General features: G+C 44.2%; 15 protein-coding genes. 8 read left to right on the forward strand and 7 right to left on the reverse strand.

What is annotated here, in order from left to right; all coding sequences use genetic code 11:
• Nucleotides 1-261 precede the first annotated feature (261 nt).
• Nucleotides 262-1,065 carry a circadian clock KaiB family protein gene (locus ACBR23_RS13760; RefSeq protein WP_371120246.1) on the reverse strand — a complete coding sequence of 268 codons (804 nt, stop codon included), beginning with the start codon at nt 1,063-1,065 and terminating at the stop codon, nt 262-264.
• Nucleotides 1,066-1,179: 114 nt separating this feature from the next.
• On the reverse strand, nt 1,180-2,451 hold the full coding sequence (locus tag ACBR23_RS13765; protein ID WP_371120226.1) for a type IV pilus twitching motility protein PilT: 1,272 nt from the start codon (nt 2,449-2,451) through the stop codon (nt 1,180-1,182).
• 63 nt (nt 2,452-2,514) lie between these two features.
• On the opposite strand from ACBR23_RS13765, the gene ACBR23_RS13770 reads away from it, so the two are divergent.
• Both ACBR23_RS13770 and ACBR23_RS13775 read left to right on the forward strand, forming a co-directional pair.
• Entirely contained in the window at nt 2,515-2,649 is a 135-nt protein-coding gene (locus ACBR23_RS13770; protein ID WP_371115238.1) for a hypothetical protein, read from the forward strand.
• 112 nt (nt 2,650-2,761) lie between these two features.
• Nucleotides 2,762-4,159: an amidase gene (locus ACBR23_RS13775; RefSeq protein ID WP_371120247.1), complete on the forward strand. Its 1,398-nt coding sequence runs from the start codon at nt 2,762-2,764 to the stop codon at nt 4,157-4,159.
• Between the two features lie 371 nt (nt 4,160-4,530).
• On the opposite strand, the gene ACBR23_RS13780 is transcribed toward ACBR23_RS13775, so the two are convergent.
• Complete coding sequence (locus ACBR23_RS13780; RefSeq protein WP_371120227.1) at nt 4,531-10,125, reverse strand: AAA family ATPase; 5,595 nt, start codon at nt 10,123-10,125, stop codon at nt 4,531-4,533.
• A gap of 512 nt (nt 10,126-10,637) precedes the next feature.
• Between ACBR23_RS13780 and ACBR23_RS13785 the strand changes: the two genes are divergently transcribed.
• A complete protein-coding gene (locus ACBR23_RS13785) occupies nt 10,638-12,296 on the forward strand; it encodes an alpha/beta hydrolase (protein ID WP_371120228.1) in 1,659 nt (552 codons plus the stop codon).
• 297 nt (nt 12,297-12,593) lie between these two features.
• Here ACBR23_RS13785 and ACBR23_RS13790 read toward each other — a convergent pair whose 3' ends face one another.
• Nucleotides 12,594-13,937 (reverse strand): methyl-accepting chemotaxis protein, encoded by a 1,344-nt coding sequence (locus ACBR23_RS13790; protein WP_371120229.1) that lies wholly within the window; start codon nt 13,935-13,937, stop codon nt 12,594-12,596.
• A 199-nt stretch (nt 13,938-14,136) separates the two neighbouring features.
• Here ACBR23_RS13790 and ACBR23_RS13795 point away from each other — a divergent pair, with 199 nt between their 5' ends.
• Nucleotides 14,137-14,361, forward strand: coding sequence for a hypothetical protein (locus tag ACBR23_RS13795; RefSeq protein ID WP_371120230.1), 225 nt, complete (start codon nt 14,137-14,139; stop codon nt 14,359-14,361).
• Between the two features lie 224 nt (nt 14,362-14,585).
• Here the strand turns inward: ACBR23_RS13795 and ilvC are convergent, their stop codons facing one another.
• Nucleotides 14,586-15,581: a ketol-acid reductoisomerase gene (gene ilvC / locus ACBR23_RS13800; protein ID WP_341730299.1), complete on the reverse strand. Its 996-nt coding sequence runs from the start codon at nt 15,579-15,581 to the stop codon at nt 14,586-14,588.
• Nucleotides 15,582-15,805: 224 nt separating this feature from the next.
• On the opposite strand from ilvC, the gene ACBR23_RS13805 reads away from it, so the two are divergent.
• Entirely contained in the window at nt 15,806-16,192 is a 387-nt protein-coding gene (locus tag ACBR23_RS13805) for a VOC family protein (RefSeq protein WP_341737868.1), read from the forward strand.
• Nucleotides 16,193-16,306: 114 nt separating this feature from the next.
• On the opposite strand, the gene ACBR23_RS13810 is transcribed toward ACBR23_RS13805, so the two are convergent.
• Nucleotides 16,307-16,828 carry a pentapeptide repeat-containing protein gene (locus tag ACBR23_RS13810; protein ID WP_371115243.1) on the reverse strand — a complete coding sequence of 174 codons (522 nt, stop codon included), beginning with the start codon at nt 16,826-16,828 and terminating at the stop codon, nt 16,307-16,309.
• Nucleotides 16,829-17,050: 222 nt separating this feature from the next.
• Here ACBR23_RS13810 and ACBR23_RS13815 point away from each other — a divergent pair, with 222 nt between their 5' ends.
• A complete protein-coding gene (locus tag ACBR23_RS13815; protein WP_371120231.1) occupies nt 17,051-18,589 on the forward strand; it encodes a SagB/ThcOx family dehydrogenase in 1,539 nt (512 codons plus the stop codon).
• A 1,171-nt stretch (nt 18,590-19,760) separates the two neighbouring features.
• Here the strand turns inward: ACBR23_RS13815 and mnmE are convergent.
• Nucleotides 19,761-21,146, reverse strand: coding sequence for a tRNA uridine-5-carboxymethylaminomethyl(34) synthesis GTPase MnmE (gene mnmE, locus ACBR23_RS13820; RefSeq protein ID WP_371120232.1), 1,386 nt, complete (start codon nt 21,144-21,146; stop codon nt 19,761-19,763).
• Between the two features lie 293 nt (nt 21,147-21,439).
• Between mnmE and ACBR23_RS13825 the strand changes: the two genes are divergently transcribed.
• Both ACBR23_RS13825 and ACBR23_RS13830 read left to right on the forward strand, forming a co-directional pair.
• The gene (locus tag ACBR23_RS13825) at nt 21,440-23,641 is read left to right on the forward strand and encodes a tetratricopeptide repeat protein (RefSeq protein ID WP_371120233.1); all 2,202 of its coding nucleotides are present in this window, start codon (nt 21,440-21,442) and stop codon (nt 23,639-23,641) included.
• A 159-nt stretch (nt 23,642-23,800) separates the two neighbouring features.
• Nucleotides 23,801-25,993, forward strand: coding sequence for a tetratricopeptide repeat protein (locus ACBR23_RS13830; protein WP_371120234.1), 2,193 nt, complete (start codon nt 23,801-23,803; stop codon nt 25,991-25,993).
• Nucleotides 25,994-26,193: the final 200 nt, after the last annotated feature.

The following is a 26,193-nucleotide window of genomic DNA, read 5'->3' on the forward strand; positions in this document are numbered from 1 at the left end:
GGCAAACTCCCAAAGTGTTAGCTGCTTCATTTGGTTTCACGTACTTTGCCATATTAGTATTATGGCTCACCATGTACGCATTGTTCAGTCTTGTCCAATAAATTAATGATTAGAGGCATACCGATCGAGCTTTTGGCAATACCTGAGTGCTTGGTAAACCGCTCTAACAATTATACTAAGTTTGTAGTGAGGAATTTATTCTGTTTTTACGGCTTTTAGCCCATCAGGAATAAAGTCCTTACTCCTGATGGGGATAAAAATTTAAAATTCGGAACAACTGAGCAATCGCATAATTTTTTCCACATCATTCAACTCTCCCACAATACGTCGCACAGGTTTTGGCCAAACTTTAATCAAAGTAGGAGTAGCAGAAATCTGATCTTTTTCGGCTTGTTCGGGATGTTTAAAAACATCAATTACTTTTAAGGTATAGGGATAGTGCAGGGCTTTTTCTAACAATTGGTGTACGGTTTCGAGAGTTCGTTCCGTATTAGCATTGTTGCCGGAAACAAACAACCGCAGCACATAGCCTAGAGTTTCTGACTGTTCGGTAAGTTCAGTGGGTAGAGGAATCTCGGTTTGCTGTGGCTTTGGGAATAGGGAAGGAGATACCATGCCGGAACTGCGAAATTCCGATCGAGATTCTGCGTTCTTCCAATGTATAACTAGGTCATGATTCTCCCAAAGTTCGGGGAATTCTTTGTGATAAGTAGCGATCGCCATAGGCTCACACATTTCTTCCACACGGGGGTGCCAAACCAAATCACGAGTCTCAAAAACCGCATTTAGCAGCGTTTGGTGTCGCATCACAGGTGGGTAGGCTTCGGCAGCAATTCGCAACTGGCGATCGCGCGGATCTAACCAACAGTCAACAGTAGCGGTGTAGCAAGGCACTAAAAAATGTGGTGGTTCCGACAAACCAAGTATGGATTGTAGGGCTACGCACAATTGCAAGTGCCACCGAGCTTGCTTGCATGAGTCTATGCAGTAGATTAAATCTCCACCAGGTGTAAAAAGTGCAATGCCTTTGAAAATTTGGGGCAAGGGTGGGCGATCGGCTTTCAATGAAGTACACCAATAGGGCATGGGGCATCGGGCATCGGGCATCGGGCGTACCTCACTTTTTTGAGAACCGCCATCACAGATAACAGTTAACAGATAACAGTTATCTGTTAATTTTTAAACTCGACCTCTAAGCATTTGGGCCATTTCGTTAGGAGATGGGGACTGTTCGATACAAATCTCTTCAGTGATCCGACCTTCTTGATATAGGCCGTAAAGAGACTTATTCATCGTCGTCATACCCTCATAGGTATCTTTGATCATGATTTGGTTAATTTCTTCATTCTGCCCCTTCATGATGTATTCCTTAACCACGTCTGTATTGATCAGAACGTCGTGGAAGGCAGCCCGCTTGCCATCTGTGGTTTTACACAGCAGTTGAGCGATGATTGCCACTAGAGATTCCGCCATCGAAACCCGTAGAGCCGGTTGTTCTTCTGAACCAAACATATCCAGAATCCGGTTCAGGGTTTTGACAGCGCTGTTGGTGTGCAACGTCCCCGCTACCAAGTGACCTGTTTGGGCAGCTTTCAGGGCGATTTCCACTGTTTCTCTGTCGCGAATTTCCCCTACTAGCATCATGTCGGGGTCTTGTCGCAGAGCGCCTTTGAGGGCGTTGACAAACTTTAGAGTGTGTCGGCCCACTTCCCGGTGTTTGATCAAAGATTTTCGACTGGTGTGTACAAATTCTACAGGGTCTTCGATCGTAATAATGTGGTGAGAATTATTTTTGTTGATGTAGTCAATCATGGCGGCCATCGTGGTGGACTTACCGGAACCCGTGGGCCCTGTCACCAAAATTAGACCTTTGTGATAGCCACATATTTTCCGAAATACCTCTGGTAGCTTCAATTGCTCCATGGTCAAAATTTCGGCGGGGATGAGCCGCAATACCATAGCAGGGCCTGCTAAAGAGTCAAAGGCGCTGATCCGAATGCGGACAAAACCAAAGTCGAAGGCACCATCAAAGTCTAGGTTTTTCTGGAAGTAGGCAATTTCATCATCAGTCATGCACTCCCGCAGCCAACCCATGAAGACATCTAAATCAGTTAGGGGATAGCCCGCATCAGTAATTTCACCGCGCTTGCGGAAGCGGGGGATCTCGTTTACTCCCAAGTGCAAGTCAGAAATGCCTTCTTCTTTGGCTCGCAGAACGAGTTCTCTCAAACTTGGGTATCCATTGTTTTCTGAGCTGGACTCTTTGGGTGGGGCAAAGGATTGGGGGGCTGGTGCGGCCGGAGGCGGGGCGGATGGTGGTGCTGGTGGTGGTGCTGGTGGCAATCCTCCGGTTTTGGCAATGCCGGGAGCTGGAGGACGGGGTGGCATACCTGGGGGTGGTGGAGCACCAGGTACGGGGGGGCGAGGAGCTGGCGGACGCTGTTGTGTCATATGCGCTACCTAAAATGTTGGCGAAAAGGCTTAGTTGAGCGAATGATTTGTGGAAGTCTGGGAATGTTAAACGCGATTGTGCGTGTCTTACACAAAAGCTTAACTTTTCATATTAGTCTATCTCAAGAGGGAGCAAAACAGCGTTATCCCAACGGAAATTTTATTCGCTACATCCTATACCGATCGCGATCGGTATAGGATAAACAATAGATTTTTTGAGTCTGTTGAGAATTTTTTTTAGGTCTAGAGTTGTAACTGCGCCCGCAGTATAAATTATTACCGATATTTGTATTGAAAGGATGGGAATATGATGGATTCTGTTGATGTGGCTTTTACTCCTGCTCTGGAATTGGCGAAGTCGATCCGCGATCGAGAGGTGTCCCCCCTGGAACTTGTCAATGTTTACTTAGAAAGGATCGATCGCCTAAACCCCAAACTAGGCAGTTATTTTACAGTCACAGCCGATCGCGCTCAAGCCCTAGCCAAAGCTCAAACCGAACAACTAGCTGGCTTCAACAAATCAGAAGAATTACCACCTTTCTTCGGAGTGCCGATCGCCATCAAAGACTTGACACCTGTTACCGGTATTCCCTGTACCTATGGCACCCAGGCTCTTATCGATAATATCTCAGCCTACGACGAATCAGTAGTATGGCGCATCAAAGCAGCCGGATTTAACATTCTCGGCAAAACAGCAACCTCTCAAATTGGCTCATTACCTTACACCGAACCCCCAGGTTTCCGCCCAGCGCGCAATCCCTGGAACCGAGACTACACGCCAGGAGGTTCCAGTGGGGGTTCAGCGGCGGCGGTAGCAGCAGGTTTATGCGCGATCGCCCAAGGTTCAGACGGCGGCGGTTCAGTTCGAGGTCCAGCTTCCTGCTGCGGTTTAGTGGGCATTAAACCCTCGCGAGGACGAGTTTCCTGGGCCCCTGTCGGAGATTATCTCAGTGGCATTTCTGCCAATGGCCCTCTAGCCCGCACAGTCGCAGATGCAGCCGCCCTTTTGGATGTCATGTCTGGCTACACCACCGGCGATCCTTATTGGCTTCCAGATCCAAATCCCACATTTTTAGAGTCAGCAAGTCAAAAGTTAGGCAAATTGCGAATTGCTTTTTCCACCTCTGTTTTCCCTGTGGGCGAGGCTGCGGATGTCTGTCAACAAGCCGTACTCGATACCGTAAAATTACTCACTGATTTAGGTCACGATCTGGAACCTGGATGCCCGGATTTTACGGGTTTGATCGAGCCGTTTACAGCCATTTGGCAGACTGGAGCGGCTGCAAGTGGCATTCCAGCCTCTGTTTTGCAACCGATGAATCGCTGGTTGTTGGAAAGATCTATTTCGGCTGGGGAATATTTGCGGGCGGTGCATCAAATCCAGGTAGTTTCACGGCGGATTGTGGGATTCTTTGAAAAATTTGATGTGTTAGTTTTGCCCACTTATATGCACTCGCCGATTCAGATTGGTGAGTGGGCGGATTTGAGTTGTGAAGAAACTTTGGCTAATATTATTAATTGGATTGCTCCTTGTCCACCGTTTAATGCTAGTGGCCAACCGGCGATCGCACTTCCGGCTATTTTAGATAGTAACGGTTTGCCTGTGGGGATTCAAATTATCGGCCGGCCAGCGGCGGAAGCTACTTTAATTGCTTTGGCGGCGCAGATGGAAGCGGCGAAACCTTTCCCGGTTTTGGATTTTAAGTGAGTTTTAATATCAAATCCGTTAGCCTTGGAATTGTTAGTTGCTGAAATTAGGACACGACAGTGTCCATTGGTGTCAACTTAAGCTGTCAGCCCGCCAAGTCCGTTAGTCATTCATCAAGTCCGCCAGGGGTTGAAACCCCTGTCTAATAGCGAAAGTCCTCTCAAAGAGGACTGAAGAGAAGAATCTCAACTCATTAGTCCTCTTTTAGAGGACTTTAGCTTTGAGACAGGGGTTTAAACCCCTGTCGGACTATCGGTTTGACGTTAAGTTGACACCAATGGACAGTGTCGTGTCCCTACGGTATTATTTGCGGCGGCAGGGAAACGGCAGTGCCGTATCCTCTATATCATTCCGGCGCAGCCGGAAACGATTTAACTAATCGAGTCAGAGATCGGAATTTCAATTACAAACTCGCTTCCTGCTCCCGGTGTTGAGTTACATTTAAGTGTGCCTCCGTGCTTTTCGGCGACAATCGAGTGCGAAATAGATAATCCCAATCCGGTACCCTTTCCGGCTGGTTTTGTGGTAAAGAATGGTTCCAGCAATTTCGATCGCACTTCTGGTGTCATCCCACACCCATTGTCAATAATTGAGATGGCGAGTGTCGTACCTTCCTGAATACAAGTGCGAATCTCGATCGTATTGGGGCAACTTTCTATCTCATCATAAGTGCGATCGGCATTAGATTCATTCAAAGCATCGATCGCATTTCCCAGCAAATTCATAAATACCTGATTCAGTTGTCCGCTGTAACATTTAACTAAGGGCAAATCGCCGTATTTTTTAATAACTTGAATTGCGGGGCGATCGGGTTGAGCTTTCAAGCGGTGCTGCAAAATCATCAACGTGCTGTCAATTCCAGCGTGAATGTCGGCTGCTTTTTTCTCAGTACCGTCAATTCGCGAAAAGTTCCGCAGCGATTGCATGATCTCGCGAATGCGATCGGTTCCTAGCTTCATCGAAGCCAGCATTTTCGGCAAATCTGCGATCAGATAATCGAGATTGATTTCGGCGGCTGCTTCGACAATTTCCGCTACTGGATTCGGATAGTGTTCCTGATAAAGATTCACAAAATTAATCAAGTCATTAATATTTGCGACGGCGTAGTGGAGATTGCCAGAAATAAAGCCAACAGGGTTATTGACTTCGTGAGCAACTCCTGCTACCAACTGTCCCAAACTAGAGATTTTTTCGGTTTGCACGAGTTGAGCTTGAGTTTGCTGCAATTTGTGCAAAGATTGCTCGAGTAGCTGGGATTTTTCTTGCTCTCTGGCGTAGAGTTGGGCATTTTCTACAGCAATTGCAACTTGCACAGTTAACAAATTTAAAATTTGCAATCTCTCAGCAGTAAATGCACCCGCAGCCAAGTTATTTTCGAGGTAAATTATGCCCGTAAGATGACCTTTATTGACGATAGGCGCACACAAAATTGATTTTGGTTTATGGCTGACAATGTACGCATCTGTGTTAAATAAAGTCTCGGATGTCGCATCGTGCAAAACCAAATTTTGATGGGTTCGGGCGACATAGTTAACAGCAGAAATTGGCAAATCCTGGCTGTTTTCCACAGGAAGAGATTGCAAAACAGTCGCTTCTTGTTGTTCGGCGGTGCAGGTGGCTTCTATCAATAGCCGAGTTCCTTTGAACAGCATCAACACTGCTTTTTGAGCGGCGGCATTCTCTAACAATATTGTGATTAAGCTAGCTAGCAATTTGTCCAATACAATTTCGCTGGTAATGGCTTGAGATGCTTTGATAAAAGTACCTACATCTAAGGCATTTCCCAAACTGCTATTAGTAGTAGTTGTCGTAGCGATCGCACTGACATTGCTACTTTTAGGTGGTTGGTTGAGGGTTTGGGCAACTAATTGCGGATATCTGGCTTCTAAATCTTTAACTTTGGCGATCGCTCCCCAGCGGATATAACCGTAGTAGGCTTCTGTGAGATAAACTAGAGCAATTTTATCTTTATTGCAAGAGTAATAAAACTCGGCTGCTAGTTCGTTGGCTAGGGCTTCTTCTTGGAGGTATCCCTGCTCTTTTGCTCCTTCAATAGCTCGGTCATAATACTCTGTTGCTACCCAATTTTTACCCAAAATCCTGGCTGTTTCTGCTTCAACCAGGTCATACTTGTGCTGATAATTCATGGGGGCATGGTGCGCCCATTTTTGCATTTTTTCTTGGTTCGCCACCACTTGCATTAAGTATTGTTGTTGTTTTTCACTTTCAGCAGTTGGGTACAGAGCCAGGAGTGCTAGGGAATAGTAAAGATTGTGGGTACCAATCATCATGAAGCCAACTGCTGCTTTTGCATATTCTGCTGCTAAAGATGCGCTAGCCAGGGCTTGCTCCGATTCTTTAAACAAGTAAGAAAGCAGCATTTTAGCAAAATAAACTGTAAAAAGTGACATATAATTGTTAGTGGCTTGCAACCGAGGCAAGCTTTCGACTTCATTAAATCTGTCACCTATTAACTGAGATTTGCTCTCGGATTTCCCGATCAGGTTTAAAATAATTTGTCCCCAAATCGATAGCAATTCACTCGATATATTTTGTTTGAGTTTGAGCGATAATTCGAGGTACTTTATTTGTTTAACATTGACATTTTCCAGAGGTTCACCAATCAAAAATGGGCAAGAACAACAGTTCAAAGCATTATAACTGCTAAATTCTAAATCTCCTGTTTCTAAACCGCTTTGAATCGCCTCCATTAAAGGTGGAATTGTTTCTCTAGCGTGTTCTTTCCAGTGGCGGACAAAAGTGTTAAATAAGTGGTAGATTTTGCACTTGAATTCTTTAGCATTGAATTGATCCAATAACTTCAATGCTAGCTTTCCAGAATGATATCCCGCTTCTATCTCTCCTACTGCCCCAGCCAACAGCAAGCCATACCAACTATAGGCGATCGCCCCAAGGGCTGAAGGACCGTATTTAATACAAAGATCCACCATTGTAAAGATGATCTGCGGGAATAATTCTGGTTTTCCAGCAAAAGCAGAAGTAAGAATAACCGAAAGTATCCGCATTGTAGCTAACTGATATTCATCAGTCATTATCGGAATGCTGTCTAGTTCCTCAAGCTGAGGTAACTTGATTCCAGCCAGCCCCTCTGAGGGGATTTCAGACAGGGAAAATCCTAATATTTCCAACGCTATTAAACCAGTATCGATGGCTTTTAGCATCTGGTTTTGAGACATATAAGACTGGATTTGGATTTCGTAGACCTTAATTTTGTCGAGTACGCTAACAGCTTGTTGCAAAACGACATCGGCTAAATATTGCGATCGCTCAAAGTTAGTATTGAGATATTCTGCTTCGGTTGCTGCTACATAAAGATTCAGCGTCAACTGATAATCAGTCTGCCAACTATCAGCCGCCAACAATTCTAAACCCGCATTCAAATACCTGACAGCGGCTTCGTAAGCGTTTGATGCTTTGGCTTTTTTGCCAGCTATGAGATTGAGTTTTGCCAGTTCATCTTTTTCTGTTTTTTCGGTGATGAATTCAACGCCGATATTCAGTTGGTTGACAATATCAAAGACATTTTCTGCGAGCTCAGATGCCGTAGGGGCGGCACCCCCGCGGTCAGTGAGCGAAGTCGAACTGTGTCCGCCATTTTGTAGCAGCAGTTGACCGATTTTTAGGTGAGTTGCTTTCTTGTCGCTGTCGGGGATGAGAGAGTAAGCTGCTTGCTGTACTCTATCGTGCAGGAATTTGTAGGAAATTTGCGATCGCGAATCAGCAAGCAGCCGGAAATCACCCAATTCCCAGTCTCCAACTAAGGGGATTTTGTAAGCATCGTTCAAGGGGAGGACTAATCCGCTTTGCAGTGCGGGCCAGAGTTCGCTAGCTGTCACAGTAGGTGATTCTTTGCTGACAACAGACAAAACATCTAGAGTAAATATGTTGCCGATGCAAGCAGCCAATTTTAAAATTTGTTGAGTCGTTTCCGGCAGTTTTTCGATGCGACTGGCTATTAGTTCTACTACGTTTTTGTCGGTAATTCCGATCGCCTGAATTTCCTCTAAATTCCACTGCCAATTGCCGCTGTCAAATTCAAATCTTAACAGTTTTTCTTGATACAGTGCTTGCAGGAGTTGCGTTAAGAAAAATGGATTTCCACCAGTTTTATTAAAGATCAACTCAGCTAGTAGCTTCACTTTTTTCTCGTTCCCAAGCTCAGCCTGGGAATGAAGATATAGAGGCTCAGCCTCGTCAATTCTGGAGGCATAGCCTCCGGTTTCTGCGTTACCAGTCTCTGCCTGGAAACGAGATAATTCTCGTGTTTCAGCGTCATTTTGAGAGATGCCGATAGTATCAGTTATTAACTCGTTGACATTGCGAAAATCTAACGGTTGCAGGACAATATTGTGAATAGGAGTGCCTGTTTTTTCTATTTCGGCGATCGCGTGCACCAGCGGATGAGTCGGAGAAACTTCGTTATCGCGATATGCTCCAATCAACAGCAAATGTAGGCTTTCAGCATCGCTAACCAGCAGTTGCATTAAATTCAGCGATGCGACATCTGCCCACTGCAAATCGTCTAAAAAGATGGCGAGGGGATGTTCTTTCGTAGTAAAGACGCTGATAAATTTTTTGAAGATTTGGTTAAAGCGATTTTGAGTTTCTGCCGGCCCTAGTTGCGGTACTTCTGGCTGTTTGCCAATAATTAGCTCAACTTCAGGAATTACCCCAGCAATTACCTTACCTTGCTCGCCCAAAGCTGCTGATATTTTTTCTCGCCAATTTTCCAGTTTGTCTGTATTTTCTGTCAGTAACTGCCAGATTAAAGACTGAAAAGCTTGAATCAAAGCTGCATAAGGAATGTCGCGCTTAAATTGGTCGAATTTGCCCTTGACAAAATAACCTCGCTGCCGGACGATCGGCTTGTAAATTTCATTGACTATCGCGGTTTTGCCAATGCCGGAGTAACCGGAAACTAATAGGATTTCGCTTCTACCCGATCCGATTTTTAAGGCTGGTTCTGAATTCTCATTCTGAGTTATTGGCTGTTGCGGAGTATCGCTAACTCTGTCAAAAGCAGCTAGCAGCCGCTCGACTTCTGCTTCCCGCCCGTAGAGTTTTTGAGGGATTAATAATTGTCCCGATCTATCTAATTGTCCCGGTGTAAAGTTGACAATTTCTCCAACCTGTTGTAGTGAATTAAAACAATTTTCTAAATCGGCTTTCAGCCCTTGGGCAGTTTGATACCTATCTTCAGCATTTTTCTCTAACAGCTTCATGACAATATCGGAAATAACTTGAGGAATCTCTGGATTTAATTTTTCGGGCGGTATGGCTTGTTTGGCGATGTGACAGTGGACAATTTCTAAAATATCGCTGTTGTTAAAAGGTAATTTACCTGTCAGCATTTCGTAAAATGTGACACCTAGGGAATAAAAGTCTGTGCGATAATCTAAGGTGCGATTCATTCTCCCGGTTTGTTCGGGAGACATATAAGCGACAGTACCTTCTACTAAGTTGATGTTGTTGAGTTGCGGGTTTTCTTTTCTGAGGCGGGAAGCAACGCTGAAGTCGGTAATCTTGACGGTTCCTGTGGCTGAATTGATGATAATATTGGATGGTTTTATGTCTTTGTGAATGATGCTGTTTCTGTGCAGCGATTTGAGTGTTGATGCTAGTTGAACGGCGATCTTTAGAAAGGCTGGTAAATTAAGTTTTGTTGAATGGCTGAGGACATCTCCGCCAAAGTCTTCTAAAATCAGAGCTATTCGGTTTTGATATGTTTCGAGGCTGTAGGCTTTGACTATACCTTCAATGTGCAAATTTTGAGTGATTTTATATTCGTGTTTTAAGCGGGTAATTTGTTCTAGGGTGGGAAATTCTGCCTTGAGAATTTTGATGATTACTGGTTGTTCGTCTGAGTTTCTAATGCCGCGGTAGACGCTGGTATTGAAGCCTTCAGAAATTGAGGCGCTGATGCGGTAGCCCGGAAGTATTTGCATAGCTGTTAAAGTGGTGACTGTGAGACGTGTACGATCGAGCTTGTTATCTTACCTGAGTCAGACCGGCCAAGTAAGCTGGGAGTATCAACTATAACTTATATTGACAGTAGCAGCCAAGAGTATATCTCAAAAAGTATTACTTAAGTATAATAAGTATAAATTTTATGTGAGTTTGAGATTTAGAGGAAAGATTTTAAGGTGCATCTCAATGAGTGCAAATATATTCCTAGGGGCTTTCGCATGACCGCAGAAAATTTATTAGTGATAACGAGAGATTTACAGCGGTCATGCTAGACCATCGTACAAAATCGGGATGCTCCCAGATTTTACTGTGGTCGTAGAAATGTTAGTAGGTAAAGTCTGTAAGGAAAAATTTCATTTTACGATTGCTACAGTTGCAGGGGTGGCGCTCTCGGGTTCGATCGAGCAAAAGCGATCTTTTGCCAGAATCAGAAAAGTTTTGAGAGTATTCTGATTGTAGATATATTATTAACAATTACGAGCGAGTAAAAATGAGCAACAAATTAGGATGTAAGTGGTTGTCGTCCCTGGCAAGTATGATTAGCATTATCGCCATGAGCACTTTCAGTGGCACTTTTGCCCCGGCACAAGCGGCCGAAACGGTTGTGGTTCGTAAAGGTTTTTTAGAATCTTCCATATCGGTGGCGGATTTGCGATCCCTTGTGGAAACCGGAAAAGTCCCGGATGGCCTTCAAAGTTACGCCAATCTCCTCTCCTCGGAACAAAGGAGTCAAATCTTTGGAGCTCTCAAAGCCAAAATTCCCCTGAATATCGTGGGGCTCAGCAGCTTGCTGAATACTCGCGTTGGTACTGCGATTCTCGCTGATCTCACCACTGTCATACCTAGGCGCGACGGTGCGGGTGTCGAAGCACTACGAGCAGCGTTAGTTTTGGGAGCAAATAAGCCTGAAGGTTTGTCGGTATTGAGTTTTATTGAAAATTATCCGGGGCGACGGGTAGTAGTGGATCTCGATCGCGCTTTTGCGGTGTTGGCCAATTTGAATACTGGTTTCTGGCAAACTCAACGGTTTATGGCGGCCATCGCACCTCAGTTAGGGGCCAATAAAGCAGCGCTGAATCTGCCCTTTGATGCCAGTCAAGCTGGCCCGAATGCAGTGCAGGTACTCAAGCTAGATTTAAATGATACCGCGCGCGATCGGCGTATTCCCGTTGACCTGTATTGGTCGAAAGCCGCGACAGCCGACAAACCGACGATCGTGTTTTCTCATGGTTTAGGTTCTGTGCGTACCGATTTGCGCTACTTAGCCGAACATTTAGCATCTCACGGCTATATAGTGGCTGCTTTGGAACATCCGGGAAGCAACGAGGCTAACACTAATGCTGCAATTGTCGGTCAATCGCGATTGATTGCTCCTCAAGAGTTTTTGAATCGTCCCAAGGATATCAGTTTTGTCCTCGATGAATTGGCCAAATTGAACAAAACCGATGTTAATTTGCAGGGTAAAATTGCGATCGACAAATCCATGGTAATTGGATATTCCTTCGGTGGCGCAACTGCTTTGTCCTTAGCCGGGGCCGAGATGCAATTGGGCCGTCTTAAACAGCGGTGTCAGGCGGATTTGATTACTTTAAGTTTGGGCGAAGGCATTCAGTGCGCGGCCGCCGGATTACCAGAGGAACGTTATCAATTGCGCGATCCCAGAATTAAAAGGGCGATCGCCATGAATCCTACGACTTCTTTGTTATTTGGAGAAACAGGTTTAAGTAAGATAGAAATTCCCACCTTAATAGTTGCTGCTTCTGCTGATAAAACTACTCCGGCGTTAGTCGAACAAATTGTCGGATTTCCCCAAATCCCATCTCCCAAATGGCTAGTTGGGTTTGTGGGCGCAACGCATTTAAGTGTGAAAGACCCCAGTACAACTTTAGATCAAGTTGGTAAGCCGAGTACAGTGATTACCGGTGATGAAGTAGTCGGGGAAAAAGCTGTTAGTATTCGCAACTATATTAAAGCTGTAAGTTTGGCGATGGCTGCTCAAATGACGGCGGATGCTGATAAGTATGCAGTTTTTTTAACACCAGATTATGCCCAATTTGCTTCTACACCAGCACTTCCGGTGCGATTGGTGACAGAGATTCCCCCGGAAGCGAATGCAATTGTAAAAAGTTTTATGGAGCAGAATAAATAGGGCCTAGGGAACTGCTGCTTTACAAATATATTCGTAGGGGCGAAGCATGACCGCTGTAAATCTCTGGTTATCACTAATAAATTGTCTGCGGTCATGCTTCGCCTATGCAAAGTCGGGATGCTCCCAGAGGATTTGATATAACAAATAACCAATAATATAAAATCCTCTCTTCATCGTCCTGTATGAAACTCTCTCTTCTCTTCCTTCGCGTCCTTTGCGCCTTCGCGGTTAAATCATTCCGATACAACCGGAATTGATATAACCAATAACCAATAACCAATAACCAATAACCAATAACTAAAAATACTGTTTGAGATTTTGCGCGGCTTGGTTAAGATTTTGAGTGGTAAATTTGGTGTGAGCAACCCCACTGGATGTTTGTGTAGAACCTTGATTAATTTGTCTCATGGCTTCCACTACTTGCTCCACTGCTAATGCTTGTTGCTGTGCTGTCAAAGAAATTTGTTGAGTGCTAACTGCAATGTTGTTGATGGCATTTGCTACATCGCTGAAGGCTTTGGCTGTACCTTGAGCTAACTGCATTCCTTCATCTACGGTTTGCGTGCCTTCTGATGTTACTTTCGCTGTAGTATTGATCGCTTTTTGAATATCCGTGACGAGGTTGTTGATGTTTTCGGCTGATTCTTTGCTGCGATCGGCTAACAATCTAATTTCTCCTGCAATCACTGCAAAACCTCTACCGTTTTCGCCGGCGCGGACGGCTTCTACTGCTGCATTTAGGGCTAGCATATTCGTTTGGCTGGCAAATTCGCTGACTAAATAGGCAATATTTGCAATTTGTTTAGTTTGGGCGTTTAATTGGAGAATTTGGGCTGCGATCGCTTCTACTTTTTCTTTTAATAGAGTCATTCCTTCTAAAGTACGGATTACTGCTTCGGTTCCTCCTTCAGCTAAATTTAATGCTTTAAGTGCTCCGGTTACTGCTGATTCTGCTTGCTCCGCCGTAGTTTTGGAGGATGCCCCCAACTCTTCCATTGTCACACTGGTTTGATTGACTGCGGCTGACTGCTGAGTGGCAATGGCTTCTTGCTGTTCGACTGTAGCGACAATTTCCACCGCAGAATCGGCGATCGCCACGGCTGTTAGATCGATAATTCTGACAATTTTAGAGGCGATGACAAAACCCAGCCTCAAAGAAGTCAATGCAGACAAAGCAGTACCGATGACAATGATAGTAAACAGCCACTTAGTCTCGTCTTGTTCTGCTTTGTATGCTGCGCCTAAAAATGCTTGTTGTTCTGCCATTAGCTGTTCTTGTGCTGATTCAATTTCTTTTGATCTCAGGGAAGCTGTGATATTTTTAGCAGATATATTGTCACCTTTTTTTAACAAATCAAATACTTGTCTAGAATTAGTATCCAGTTGTTTTATTGCCGATTTTACGCGCTCCAATTCTTCTTTATCATGAGGATTCGTCAGCATAGTTTCTAATTCTGCTGAGGAAATTAAATAAGTATTCCATCCAGCTTCATAGCTGGTCATGTAGCTTTTATCTTCGGGAAACAGCACCGCTCCCCTCACATTTCTGAGCATTCTAGAGAAACCATTATTTAAATTTTCGGCGCTGATAATAGTATTTTGAGAACGCCTGACAGTTGCCGAAAATTGTTCTCTCCGCATTGCCATCTTATATGTAAATAGGCTTAATACTATCAAAGAAATAATTGGTAAAAGGTATCCAATCAGGATCGAGTTTCTCAGTTTTAACTTAGAAAACATAATTTTTAACTGGGCAGTCACACCCTAGTGATATTTTCTGGCTGTTAAAGGGCAAAATATATATATCAAGCACTTTGAAAAAGTCTACTCCAAAATTGCTATGGCTAAAAGAAACTTCATCCCGCTGTTACTATTGGTAACAGCACTGTTTATCATCTACGGTGACAGTTGGACTTTTCTCCCCAAACCCGCAAGGGATGCCAGCGTGACAAGTCGAAAATTCGTAGTTGGGTTATGGCCATCATGGCTGAAACCCAAGGATTTCAACCAGCAAAGACAACGGGATATCGAGCAACTGCAAAAAAGCCCTAGTCCCAACCGTTGAGGACAAAACAGGATTTATATTAACTGGGATTCAGTGAGACATCCTTACGGAGCTAGGGAGCAGAGGGATTGGGGCTAGGTTATAGGTTATTAGTTATTGGTTAGTTGTTATTGGTTATTAGTTATTTGTTATTATAATAACTAACTAATCACAAACGATAGATAACAAATAACCCAGAATAACTAACTAACAACCTATAACTGATGCCCCTAATCTTTCACATTTTAGTGCTTTTTCAACCAGCTAAACATGGCGCGCAAATCTTTGCCGACTTCTTCGATAGGATGTTCTGCTTCCTGACGGCGCATAGAAGTAAATCCTGGTTTGCCAGCTTGGTTTTCCAGAACGAATTCGCGGGCAAATTGGCCAGATTGAATTTCGCTGAGAATTTTCCGCATTTCAGCGCGGGTTTGATCGGTGACGATGCGGGGACCACGAGTCAAGTCGCCGTATTCTGCGGTGTTGGAGATGCTATCGCGCATTTTGGCAAGTCCTCCTTCCACTACTAAGTCAACTATCAGTTTGACTTCATGCAAGCATTCAAAATAAGCTAATTCTGGTTGGTATCCGGCGTCAACTAAGGTTTCAAATCCAGCTTTGATCAGGGCGCTTAAACCACCGCACAAAACTACTTGTTCGCCAAAAAGATCGGTTTCGGTTTCTTCGCGGAAGCTGGTTTCGAGGATGCCTGCTCTGGTGCCGCCGATACCTTTAGCATAGGCCATTGCCCGATCGCGCGCTTGACCAGAAGCATCTTGATAGATAGCAAACAAGCTAGGAACACCTTCTCCCTGTTCGTAAGTCCGTCGCACCAAGTGTCCGGGGCCTTTGGGAGCAACCATTACTACGTCTACATCGGCTGGGGGCACAACTTGACCGAAGTGAATGTTAAAACCGTGGGCAAAGGCAAGAACTTTTCCGGCGGAAAGATGGGGTTCAATGTGTTCTTTGTAAACGGTTTTTTGTACTTCATCTGGCAACAAAATCATGATGAAGTCAGCGGCGGCTGCTGCTTTGTCTACTGGGTGAACCGTTAAACCCGCTGCTGTGGCTTTGGCTGCCGATTTGCTACCGGGATACAAGCCGACAATCACGTTCATGCCACTGTCTTTGAGGTTGAGGGCGTGGGCGTGTCCTTGGGAGCCATAACCGACAATCGCAATGGTTTTGTTGGCTAATAGGTCTAGGTTAGCGTCGGTGTCGTAATACATACGGGCCATAGTAGTTGTCTCCTGCGGTAAAAATATTGTAATTGACTGCAAACCTTTAATCTTATCAAAATTCGTACCTATTTATATAAAAATTTATGGATTAAAATTTATAGTAGAGAAAATAAAAGGCGATCGCTCTTAATTTGGGATGGGTGAGGTCGCAGGTTGTTAAGGTCAAATATAATGGTAAATGCTGTGGTATCTTAAACAGGCGATCTGCTAATTTTTTAACTATGAAAATCACGGGTATACATCATGTGGCGATTATTTGCTCTGATTACGAAGCCTCTAAGAAATTTTATGTAGAAGTATTGGGGTGTTCCATCATCCAAGAAACCTTCCGAGCCGAGAGAAATTCCTACAAGCTAGATTTGCAATTGGGAAACGGCGGGGCGATCGAGCTTTTTTCCTTTTCTCATCCTCCTGCAAGGGTCAACAATCCTGAAGCTTGCGGTTTAAGGCATTTAGCTTTTGCAGTTGAGGATATCAAACAATCTATTGCTGATTTAAAATCTCACAATATCGATGTGGAAGAAATTCGCATCGACGAGATTACAGGAAAGCAGTTTACCTTTTTTCGGGACCCCGATAATTTACCATTAGAAATCTATGAAATTTAGAGCGATCGGGGGCGATCGCCAGGAGCAGCCGGATTTGGTAAGGGCTAGAGCATCGTACGAATATATTTGCCAAATACAGATGCACCCCCGATCGCCCTTGTTACCTCAAACAGGTTAATATCCTTCCGGGCCGATGGTAGTGCGATCGCACTCAGCATCAGATAAATCTCCCAAACGCGATCGAAATAAATTACACCCAGCTAATTGAGCTTTGGTGAATTTGGCATTTTCCAAATTAGTTCTGCTTAAATCAGCATTTCTCAAATCTGCATAACTCAAATCTGCATTGTACAAATTCGCACCTTGCAAATTAGCTTTCTGTAAATTCGCACCTTGCAAATTCGCGTGGCGCAAATTAGCTCTTGACAAATTAGCACCAGACAAGTTCGCTTCAGACAAATTGGCTTGATAAAGTTGAGTGTCACCCAATTCAGCATCTTGAAACTGAGTTTGAGAAAAATTAGCTTGAGTCAGATTTCCGTAGGGTAAATAAATTTGCCTCAAGTCGCTGCCAGAAAGATTGATTTCTTGCAAATCAGCTTGAAACAAGTTATTTTCACTTAAATCTACGGCGTCAAAGTTTCGCTTGCCCTCAGAATACTGAGCCAGCAATTCCTTAGCGCTTAGCTTTTGCATTTTTACCCCTCTATGACTACAGCTAGTGCTGCCCATCCATTAGAATAATTAATAGATGTTAGTCTGCGTATTTATACTTATGGATTCCCTTATGTTAAGCTTGTGTAACAACGATCGCATTTTTTCTAAGATTTTTTTTATATTTGTCCATTTATCCGCTGCTAGTAAGTAGTTTGTAATGTCAAGATCAAATTAGCAACCAAAGAGGCTCCGACTCTGACTATGCCAGAAACTCCAGTATCCATTGCTCAGCACTACCACCAACGGACAAAATATGACCCTGAAACCATTGCTGCCAAAAGCAGACAGCTAGACTGGGAAGAGCAACCTGTTCCTTTCAAAGAATATAAAATAGGAGCATATTTTGACCTCAAGCCCTATCTCAAAGAGACTTCACAGGAGTCCCCGGCAGATTCTGATAGCAGTTGGTGGTATCGATTGTCCAACTTCCTGTTGTGCAGCTACGGTTTGACGGCCAAAGTGTCCACCATGGATGGGAGCCCGCTGTATTTGCGATCGGCACCGTCGGCTGGGGGGCTTTACCCCGCAGAGGTTTATTTAATCTCCCGTGGCACTAAGTATTTGCCAGCCGGACTTTACAATTATCAAGCGAGAACTCATTCCCTAGTCCACTTTTGGGATAGCGAAGTTTGGCTGGCTCTGCAAGCGGCTTGTTTTTGGTCGCCAGCCTTAGAAGATACCAAATTGGCACTGGCAATTACCAATGTCTTTTTCCGTTCTTCTTGGCGCTACGAAGACCGAGCTTATAGACGAATTTTCCTAGATACAGGTCATTTATTGAGCAACATTGAATTGGCTGCGGCACTGAATGATTACCGACCTCACCTGATAGGAGGATTCGCAGATGAAGCCATCAATCAATTGCTTTACATCGACTCCAAGCAAGAAGGAGCAATCTGTGTAGTGGCTTTAGCGGACTTGCTAGATATCAACCAAAACTTGCCCAGATTCAGAACAGCTTTACCTGGAAAAAGCACCACAGATTATCCGCACATTCCGGAAGGTCAACTGCTAGAATACCTCCATCAAGCTACACAGTTGGATTCAGATACGACAGGTACGGATGGGTGGAAACTCAATGAAATTGAAGAGGGAATAGAAGATAAATATAACTTCCCATTTTGTACTAAAGTATCGACGGTGACTCCTTCGATCAGTTGGGGATTTCACTTAGATAATTTAGAGAATACAATTCTGAAACGGCGTTCTACTCGTTCCTATACAGGTGCTTCCTTGAGCTTGGCAGAACTGCTAGCCCTGCTGGATTTTACTTATCAGCCACACCACTACACTGACCAAGGATTAGACGGTTATCCTGACTATTTCGATTTGAGTTTAATCGAGACTTTTGTAGCAGTTTCTGCCGTGAATGGTCTGGAAGAAGGCTGTTATTATTATGCTCCGAAAGCTCAAGAGTTGCGCCAAATTAGGTTTAAGAATTTCCGTAGGGAGTTGCACTATTTGTGCTTGGGCCAAGAATTAGGAAGAGATGCGGCGGTTTTGTTGTTTCATACGGCGGATTTGAAGAAGGCGGTGGCTAAATATGGCGATCGCGTTTACCGTTATTTGCACATGGATGCGGGTCATTTGGGCCAGCGGCTGAATTTGGCGGCGATTCAATTGCGTTTGGGTGTGAGTGGGATTGCCGGATTTTTTGATGATAAGGTAAATGAGGTTTTGGGAATTCCCGCTGATGAAGCAGTGGTTTATATTACTACTTTGGGTAGGCCTAGATCTTGATGTTAGTTGTTAAGTAGATGAGTGGGAAAATACATAAGTATGTGATGGGTAATAGGTAATTGGTAATTGGTAATGGGTAATTGGTAATTGGTAATTGGTAATGGGTAATGGGTAATAGGTAATTGGTAATTGGTAATTGGTAATAGGTAATTGGTAATTGGTAATTGGTAATTGGTAATGCTCTATGCCCTTCCCCCATTTCCGATCCCCCCTAGGGGGGGGCAGGGGGGGGTTCCCCATGCCCCATTACCCATTATATTAATTCCGGTTGTATCGGAATGATTAAACCTTACTAGGACACAGAGGACACAGAGAAAGAGAAGAGAGAAATAATAATTCCGATGTCAACGGATTTGATATTACCTAGTACCCACCTAACTGAGAAAAACTATATATTTTTTGGGAAAAAATAGGAATCAAAAAATTACCCTGACTTGGAAAATAGTCAGGGTAAATTAGTTTCCATTCAATTAGTTTCCCTAGCGAGTAGGGAGAGTTCGGCGCAGAGACCATACCCAGAGCGGGATTCAGCCATCAAATCGACGCACCTCCCAAATATAGCATAGATGAATCATATCAAATCCGGTAGCATCTGAATGATTCAGATCTCTATTCTCTCCCTCTGTGTCCTCTGTGTTCTCTGCGGTTAAATCATTCCGATGCAGCCGGAAACGATATCACAAAAATGAGCAAACCATAGCCCTCAAACCCAATCCCCACTTGGCATCGACGCACCTCAACGAAATTATAGGGGTTTCAGAGATTCAGCGAGGTGCGTCGATATTGGCTTAGGTTGCCTCTCAAATGCGCAATTGAGAAGGAGAAAATATAGGCTGAGATTCAATGAGAGCAAGGGTTTCAAAAATTAATATTTTTAAAATGGTCGAGCAGGTTTCTATCACATCACCCTAGGAGGCAAAATTTGGTGAATTTGCCAAAACTACGATCGCCCTTTTACAGTCTTGCACGCCACAGTCACAATTACAGGGCTGAATGACTCCGCCAAAGAAACCGGGTTTTTCATGAAAATTATGGTTGGGAATGAAGTATTTTGGTAAAAAACCCGGTTTCTGAGTCTCGGATGGACTCCGCCAAAGAAACCGGGTTTTTCGTTGAATCTGCATGGGAATGAAACATTTTGGTAAAAAACCCGGTTTCTGGCAGTCTCTGCTTATTTCCCAATACAAAATCTACTGAAGATTCTATCTAATACTGATTCTGTCACTTCCTCTCCCGTCACTTCTCCTAGGGCTTGAATTGCACCACGCAAGTCTATTGTCCAGAAATCTAAGGGCAATTTATCTCTAATCGTAACTAAGCATTGTTCTATACAAAATTTGGCTTTGGTGATGGCTGCTGCTTGCCGCTGATTAATTGCTAAGTCTAGGTTTTCTGCTTGCAAGTTGTCGCTGTTGACGGCATCTAAGATGGCGGTTTCTAAGTCTTCTATGCCTCGATCTAGGGCGGCGGCGGTGGTGACTATTCGGTGATTTTCAGAGGAAAATGGTAGTTTTGGGGTGGTTTTTACTAGGTCGATTTTGTTGAGGATGATGATTAGTGGGCGGTGTTTTACTTGTTCGTAAATTTCTGAGTCTGCTTCTGTCCATCCCGATTGTGCGTCTATTGTCAATAATACTAGATCGGCTTGCTTTGCTGCGGCGCGCGATCGCTCAACTCCGATCTTTTCTACTTTGTCTTCCGTTTCCCGAATTCCCGCAGTGTCTAGCACCTGCACTGGAATTGGGCCGACAACTAACTGGGATTCTACCACATCCCGCGTTGTACCGGGCAAGTCAGTGACGATCGCCCGATCGCTCCTACTCCACGCATTCAACAAACTGGATTTTCCCACATTTGGGCGGCCGACGATCGCCACTTTCAAACCGCTTCTCAACAACTCTCCGCGATCGGCTGTGGCCAAAATAGTTGACAATTGCTCCAAAACCTGAGTTATTTCTAACACTATTTGAGCCTCATTTAAAGGCGGCAAATCTTCCTCAAAATCTATTCTTGCTTCAATTTCTGCTAACACATCTAAACAAATTGTTCTCAATTGACGAATTGGCTTAGCCAATTTTCCTTGCAACCCCGCCAAAGCACTTTGGGCAGCAGCCGGAGATTGGGCTCCCACCAAATCAGCGATGCTTTCTGCTTGAGTTAAATCTAGTCTTCCGTTCAAAAAAGCTCGCAGCGAAAACTCTCCCGGTTGCGCCAATCTAGCTCCGTTTTCCAAACACAATTGCAAGACTTGCTGCACCGCCATAATCCCGCCGTGACAGTGAAATTCTACCACATCTTCCCGGGTGAAAGAACGGGGTGCTTTCATAATTAATAGTAAAGCTTCATCGACTAATTCTTGAGTTTGGGGATGGTGGATATAGCCATAAATAATTCGGTGAGAGTCCCAAATTTGCTTTCCTGGACTGCGAAACAAAGTTTCGGCAATTTTGAGAGCTTGGGAGCCGGAAACTCGCACAATGCCGACACTGCCTTGTTGGGGGACGATGGCAGTGGCGATCGCAGCGATCGTTCCTCCTTTTGTTAATGATTCAGCCATTTTTAATTACTTATATTGAAAGTCTGAGGTATCCTACAATTTTATTATTGCATTTCCCCCTGGATCTTCTTGCTTCTTGTTTCTTCTCTAAGTTGAGGGTGGGGTTCTCTGGTCCCTAGACCTTTGCCATAATTCCTGTGGAACAGACCATAAATCCTGTTCTTGACTGTGTTTTTAGGAGATGTCTAAGGGCTAAGGGGATCGGACTGATGCTAATTTTAATGCTATACTCATTGATTAACTATCCTGATTTTATGCGAAAATTCAATCAGTAACAGGGATGAGGGCATATCATGATTGGTCAACTTCTAGACAGACGTTACCGCATCATTAAAGTCACAGACTCAAGTGAGGTGGGAACCACCTATTTGGCAGCAGATACTCACCGTCGGGGTTCTCCGCAATGCCTGGTTAGAAAAATGCGACTTCCCGGTAAGAGTTTGCAGATTCCTGAATCAGTCCAAACTATCTTTCAAAGAAATGCCGAAAAAATTGAAAAATTGGGAAAACATCACCAAATTCCCGAATTATCGGCTTATTTTGCCGAAAATCGAAGTTTATACTTAATTGAAGAATTAATTGCTGGGGAACCTTTAAGCACTGAACTAATCCCCGGTCAACCTTGGACCCAAAAGAAAATATTTGGTTTGCTTGAGGAAATATTAGAAGTTTTGGTGTTTATACATGAGAACGGCTTTATTCATGGCAGAATTCAACCAGATAATCTGATTAGGCGTCAGTCCGATCGGAAATGGGTGTTAACGGACTTTCGTTTAGACGGGGAACTGAGCCCGGAAATTGCTAATTGTTATTTGTCATTACCAACTTCCTCGAATTCAATTAAATGGTCTGTTGCGAAAAAACAGTCGGTGGTTGCCAAGACAGTATATACGCCTATGGAACAATGGGAAGGCAACCCTCGCTACAATAGCGATATCTATGCTCTAGGTACGATTGCTCTGGTTGCTGTCACAGGAGTTTCAACTCTTGAACTGGCTTCCTTACAAAATCAGAAACAGAAAATAAATGGTGGCGATCGAGCAAATTGTGGTGTAGCTTTAGCAGATATTATTGAGAAAATGGTGCGCTCCGACTTTGAGGAACGCTATCAGGGTGCCACAGAAGTTTTAGCCGACTTCAAGAAAATCAGACGAAAAATCAAGGTTGAGCCACCGCTACCAACCACCATTACTCCAGCTATGAGTCAACCGCCTCTGAAGCCGAGTCAAATCATCCTGCTCAGTATTGCTGGAACTTTTTCCGCTTTAATCTTGACAGCAGGACTCATTTACTATTGGCAGACTCAAGATCCAGCGAGGTCACAGGAATTGTTCGCCCAGGGTCAACAAAAGGCACTGCAAGGGGACAAAACAGGTGCGATCGCTGATTATACCCAAGCCCTCGCCATCAATTCCAGCGATGCCGAAGCTTTCTACAAGCGGGCTAACGCTCGCTATGACCTTGGGGCGCGGGAGCAAGCAATAGAGGATTATACTCAAGCCATTAAACTCAATCCCAGCCACAGTAAAGCCATCTACAATCGAGGTTTGACCCGCCGGGAACTAGGCAATAAGCAGGGTGCTCTAGAAGATTTTACCCAAGCAGTCCGGCTGAATTCCACTGATGCCGATGCTTTTTATCAAAGGGCTTTGGCTTACTACGATTTGTCGGACTATCCGGCGGCAATTGAAGACTATACCCAAGCAATTCGCTTGAATCCCAATGATACTAAAGCTTATAGCAACAGGGGTTTGGCTCGATCGGCTGCTGGGGACAAAACAGGAGCGATGGCAGATTTTACCCAAGCGATTCAAATTAGCCCCACAGATGCTGGTGTTTATTATGGTCGGGGTCGATCGAGATTTAATGTGGGAGATTATCAAGGAGCAATGACAGATTACACTAAGGCGATCGAATTAGCGCCCGATCGAGCTGATGCTTATACCAACCGATGCAGCGCTTACTTGAATTTAGCAACCTACGATAAAGCGATTGAAGATTGTACCCAAGCAATTACCATCGATCCAAAAGACGAAGCTGCTTATAATAACCGCTGCATTGCTCACCTGAATTTAAAACAATTTCAGAAAGCCGTTGAAGATTGCAGTTCAACCATCGAACTCAACAAGAAAAATTCCAAAGCATACAGCAATCGAGGATTAGCTCGTAACGCTTCGGGAGACAAGGCCGGTGCCATCACCGATTTTACAGAATCAATTCGGCTCAATCCCAGTGATTCAGTTGCTTATAGCAATCGCGGTAATATTTACTCGGAACTGAAAAACTATAATTTAGCGGTTGCAGATTTTGCACAGTCAGTGAAACTCAACCCCAACAATGCTACAGCTTTCTACAGTCGAGGTCTCGTCCGTGGCCAATTCAAAGACCGTAATGGGGCGATCGCAGATTTTCAGAAAGCTGCAACGCTGTTTCTAGAACAAGGAAGAGGCGATGGTTTTCAAGACGCGCAAGCACAAATTAACCAACTTAACTAAATGCTTCATCAGTTAACTGTTAACTGTAGTCCTTACCAATTCCTATCCGATCGGGGATTTTAGATTTAAATTAGCCATAAATTTAAAATCCCAAATTCCCAATCCCAAATCCCAAATCCCAAATCTAAAATTGTTTCATTACTCCTTACCAATATGAACATGGTTGGTCAACTTCTAGACGGACGTTACCGCGTAGTCCAAGTGCTGAGCTCTGGGGCTTTTGGACAAACATATTTAGCTGTCGATACTCGCCGCCCCAACCACCCTCAATGTGTAGTCAAACAACTGCGACCACCCAGCAATACTTCCACAGTTCTCAAAACTGCTTATCGATTATTTAAACAAGAAGCAGAAATTCTAGAAAAATTAGGAAAACACGATCAAATTCCCTTTTTACTAGCATATTTTGAAGACAGCAATCAGTTCTATTTAGTGGAAGAATTTGTGCCGGGACAAGCACTAAACAGGGAAATCGTAGCTGGTCAATACTGGCCGGAAGAACGAGTGATATCCCTCCTAGAAGAAGTCTTAGAAATTCTCGTTTTTGTCCACTCTCAGGGAGTGATTCACCGCGATGTCAATCCATCCAATTTAATCCGCCGTAAACCAGATGGAAAATTGGTTTTAATTGACTTCGGCTCGGTAAAAGAAGTTACAACTCATCTGAGTGACTATGATACAGAATTTCCGAGAACCATTGCGACAGGGACTCCGGCTTATATGCCGATCGAACAATTTCAAGGCAACCCACAATTTAGCAGCGATATCTATGCAGTCGGGATGATGGCTATCCAAGCTATTACCGGATTGCCCGGTACTGACTTGCCAAAATTGCAAGATCCAAGCCCTTCTCATACCGGAGAAATTGTCTGGCGCAACCGCTCTCAATGTTCTAACAATTTGGCTAATATCATTGACAAAATGGTCTGTCATCAATTTGGCAAGCGCTATCAATCTGCTGAGGAAGTTTTGGAGGCTTTGAGCAAGATCAGACATCGCCACGATACTGCAAATAATTCTCAAAAAAACAGCCTGTCTCAGTCGAGATTCTGGTCTTATGGTAACTCCTTTTTCAATTTGGGAAGCAGGTTTTGGTTGCTGGCTTTCGCTGGGTTGGGCACCCTAATAGGTTTAATGTTGCTGTTCAATTACTGGAATCGTCCCAATCCTGTGAAAGCTAGGGAATATTACGAACAGGGGGTGGCAAAGTCTCGCGATCGAGATGCTGCTGGGGCAGTAGAGGCTTTTAGCCAGTCACTTAAATTCAATCCTAACAATCCTGAGACTTTGTATCGGCGAGCTAATGCCAATTATGATTTGAAAAAGTATCAGGAATCAATTGCTGATTATTCTCAGACGATCGCTCTAGATCCTAATTACTTTCAGGCTTATTTTAACCGAGGTTTAGCTCGCTACGATTTTAACGACAAGCGAGGCGCTCTTGAGGATTACACTAAGGTTTTGAGTCTCAAACCTAACGATGTTGATGCTTATTATGAACGAGGTGTGGTTTATTTGGACTTACAAGATTACAAAACGGCGATTCAAGATTTGAGTGAGGTGATTCGGTTGCAGCCCCAACTGGCTAAAGGTTATCATTCACGGGGATTAGCTCGCGCTGCGGGGGGAGATTTGCAGGGAGCCATTGGGGATTATACAGAAGCAATTAAGCTCGATTCTCAAGATACTAAAGCTTTGTATAGTCGGGGGAGAGCTCGCTTTCATTCGGGTGATTATAAGGGAGCTTTTGCCGATTATTCTCAGGTAATTGCGATCGATCCCAAGAATGCAGATGCTTATGCTAATCGGTGCAGTACCCAGTTAAATTTGGCGGCTCATCAAGCAGCCATTGACGATTGCACTCAGGCCATTGCGCTGAGCGATGAGGATGCGGTTCCTTATAACAATCGCTGCATTGCTTATTTAAACTTAAAAGATTATCCCAAAGCAATTGAGGATTGCTCTCAAGCGGTGAAAATGAATCCCAATGATTATAATGCTTTTAGTAATCGGGGTTTAGCTCGCAACGGAGGGGCAGACCCACAGGGGGCGATCGCGGATTTTACCTCAGCCATTGGCATCAATCCCAACGATGCTGAAGCTTACGCCAATCGAGCCAAGATTTACCAACAGTTAAATAATTACAATAGTGCGATCGCCGATTATGTGCAAGCAATTCGGATCAACCCCAATTATGCTGCGGCTTACTACGGTAGAGGCGCTGTGCGTCGCTCTTTAGGAGACAAAGCAGGAGCGATTAGTGACTATGAAAAAGCCGGAAAAATCTTTCTCGATCAAGGACTTACCGGCGGTTACAAAGACGCACAATTTGAGATAGAAAAACTCAAATAGTCAGTGGACGATAGTTAGTTGTCTGTTGATTGTGGTGGGTGCATCTCAATGAGTGCAAATATATTCCTAGGGGCGAAGCATGACGGCTGTAAATCTCTGGTTATCACTAATAAATTATCTGCGGTCATGCTATAGCCATTACAAAATCGGGATGCTCCCATGGTGGTGAGCAAACAATCAACAGTCATACCAAATCCTCT

This window comes from Microcoleus sp., from assembly GCF_041354475.1.
GTDB lineage: Bacteria > Cyanobacteriota > Cyanobacteriia > Cyanobacteriales > Microcoleaceae > Microcoleus.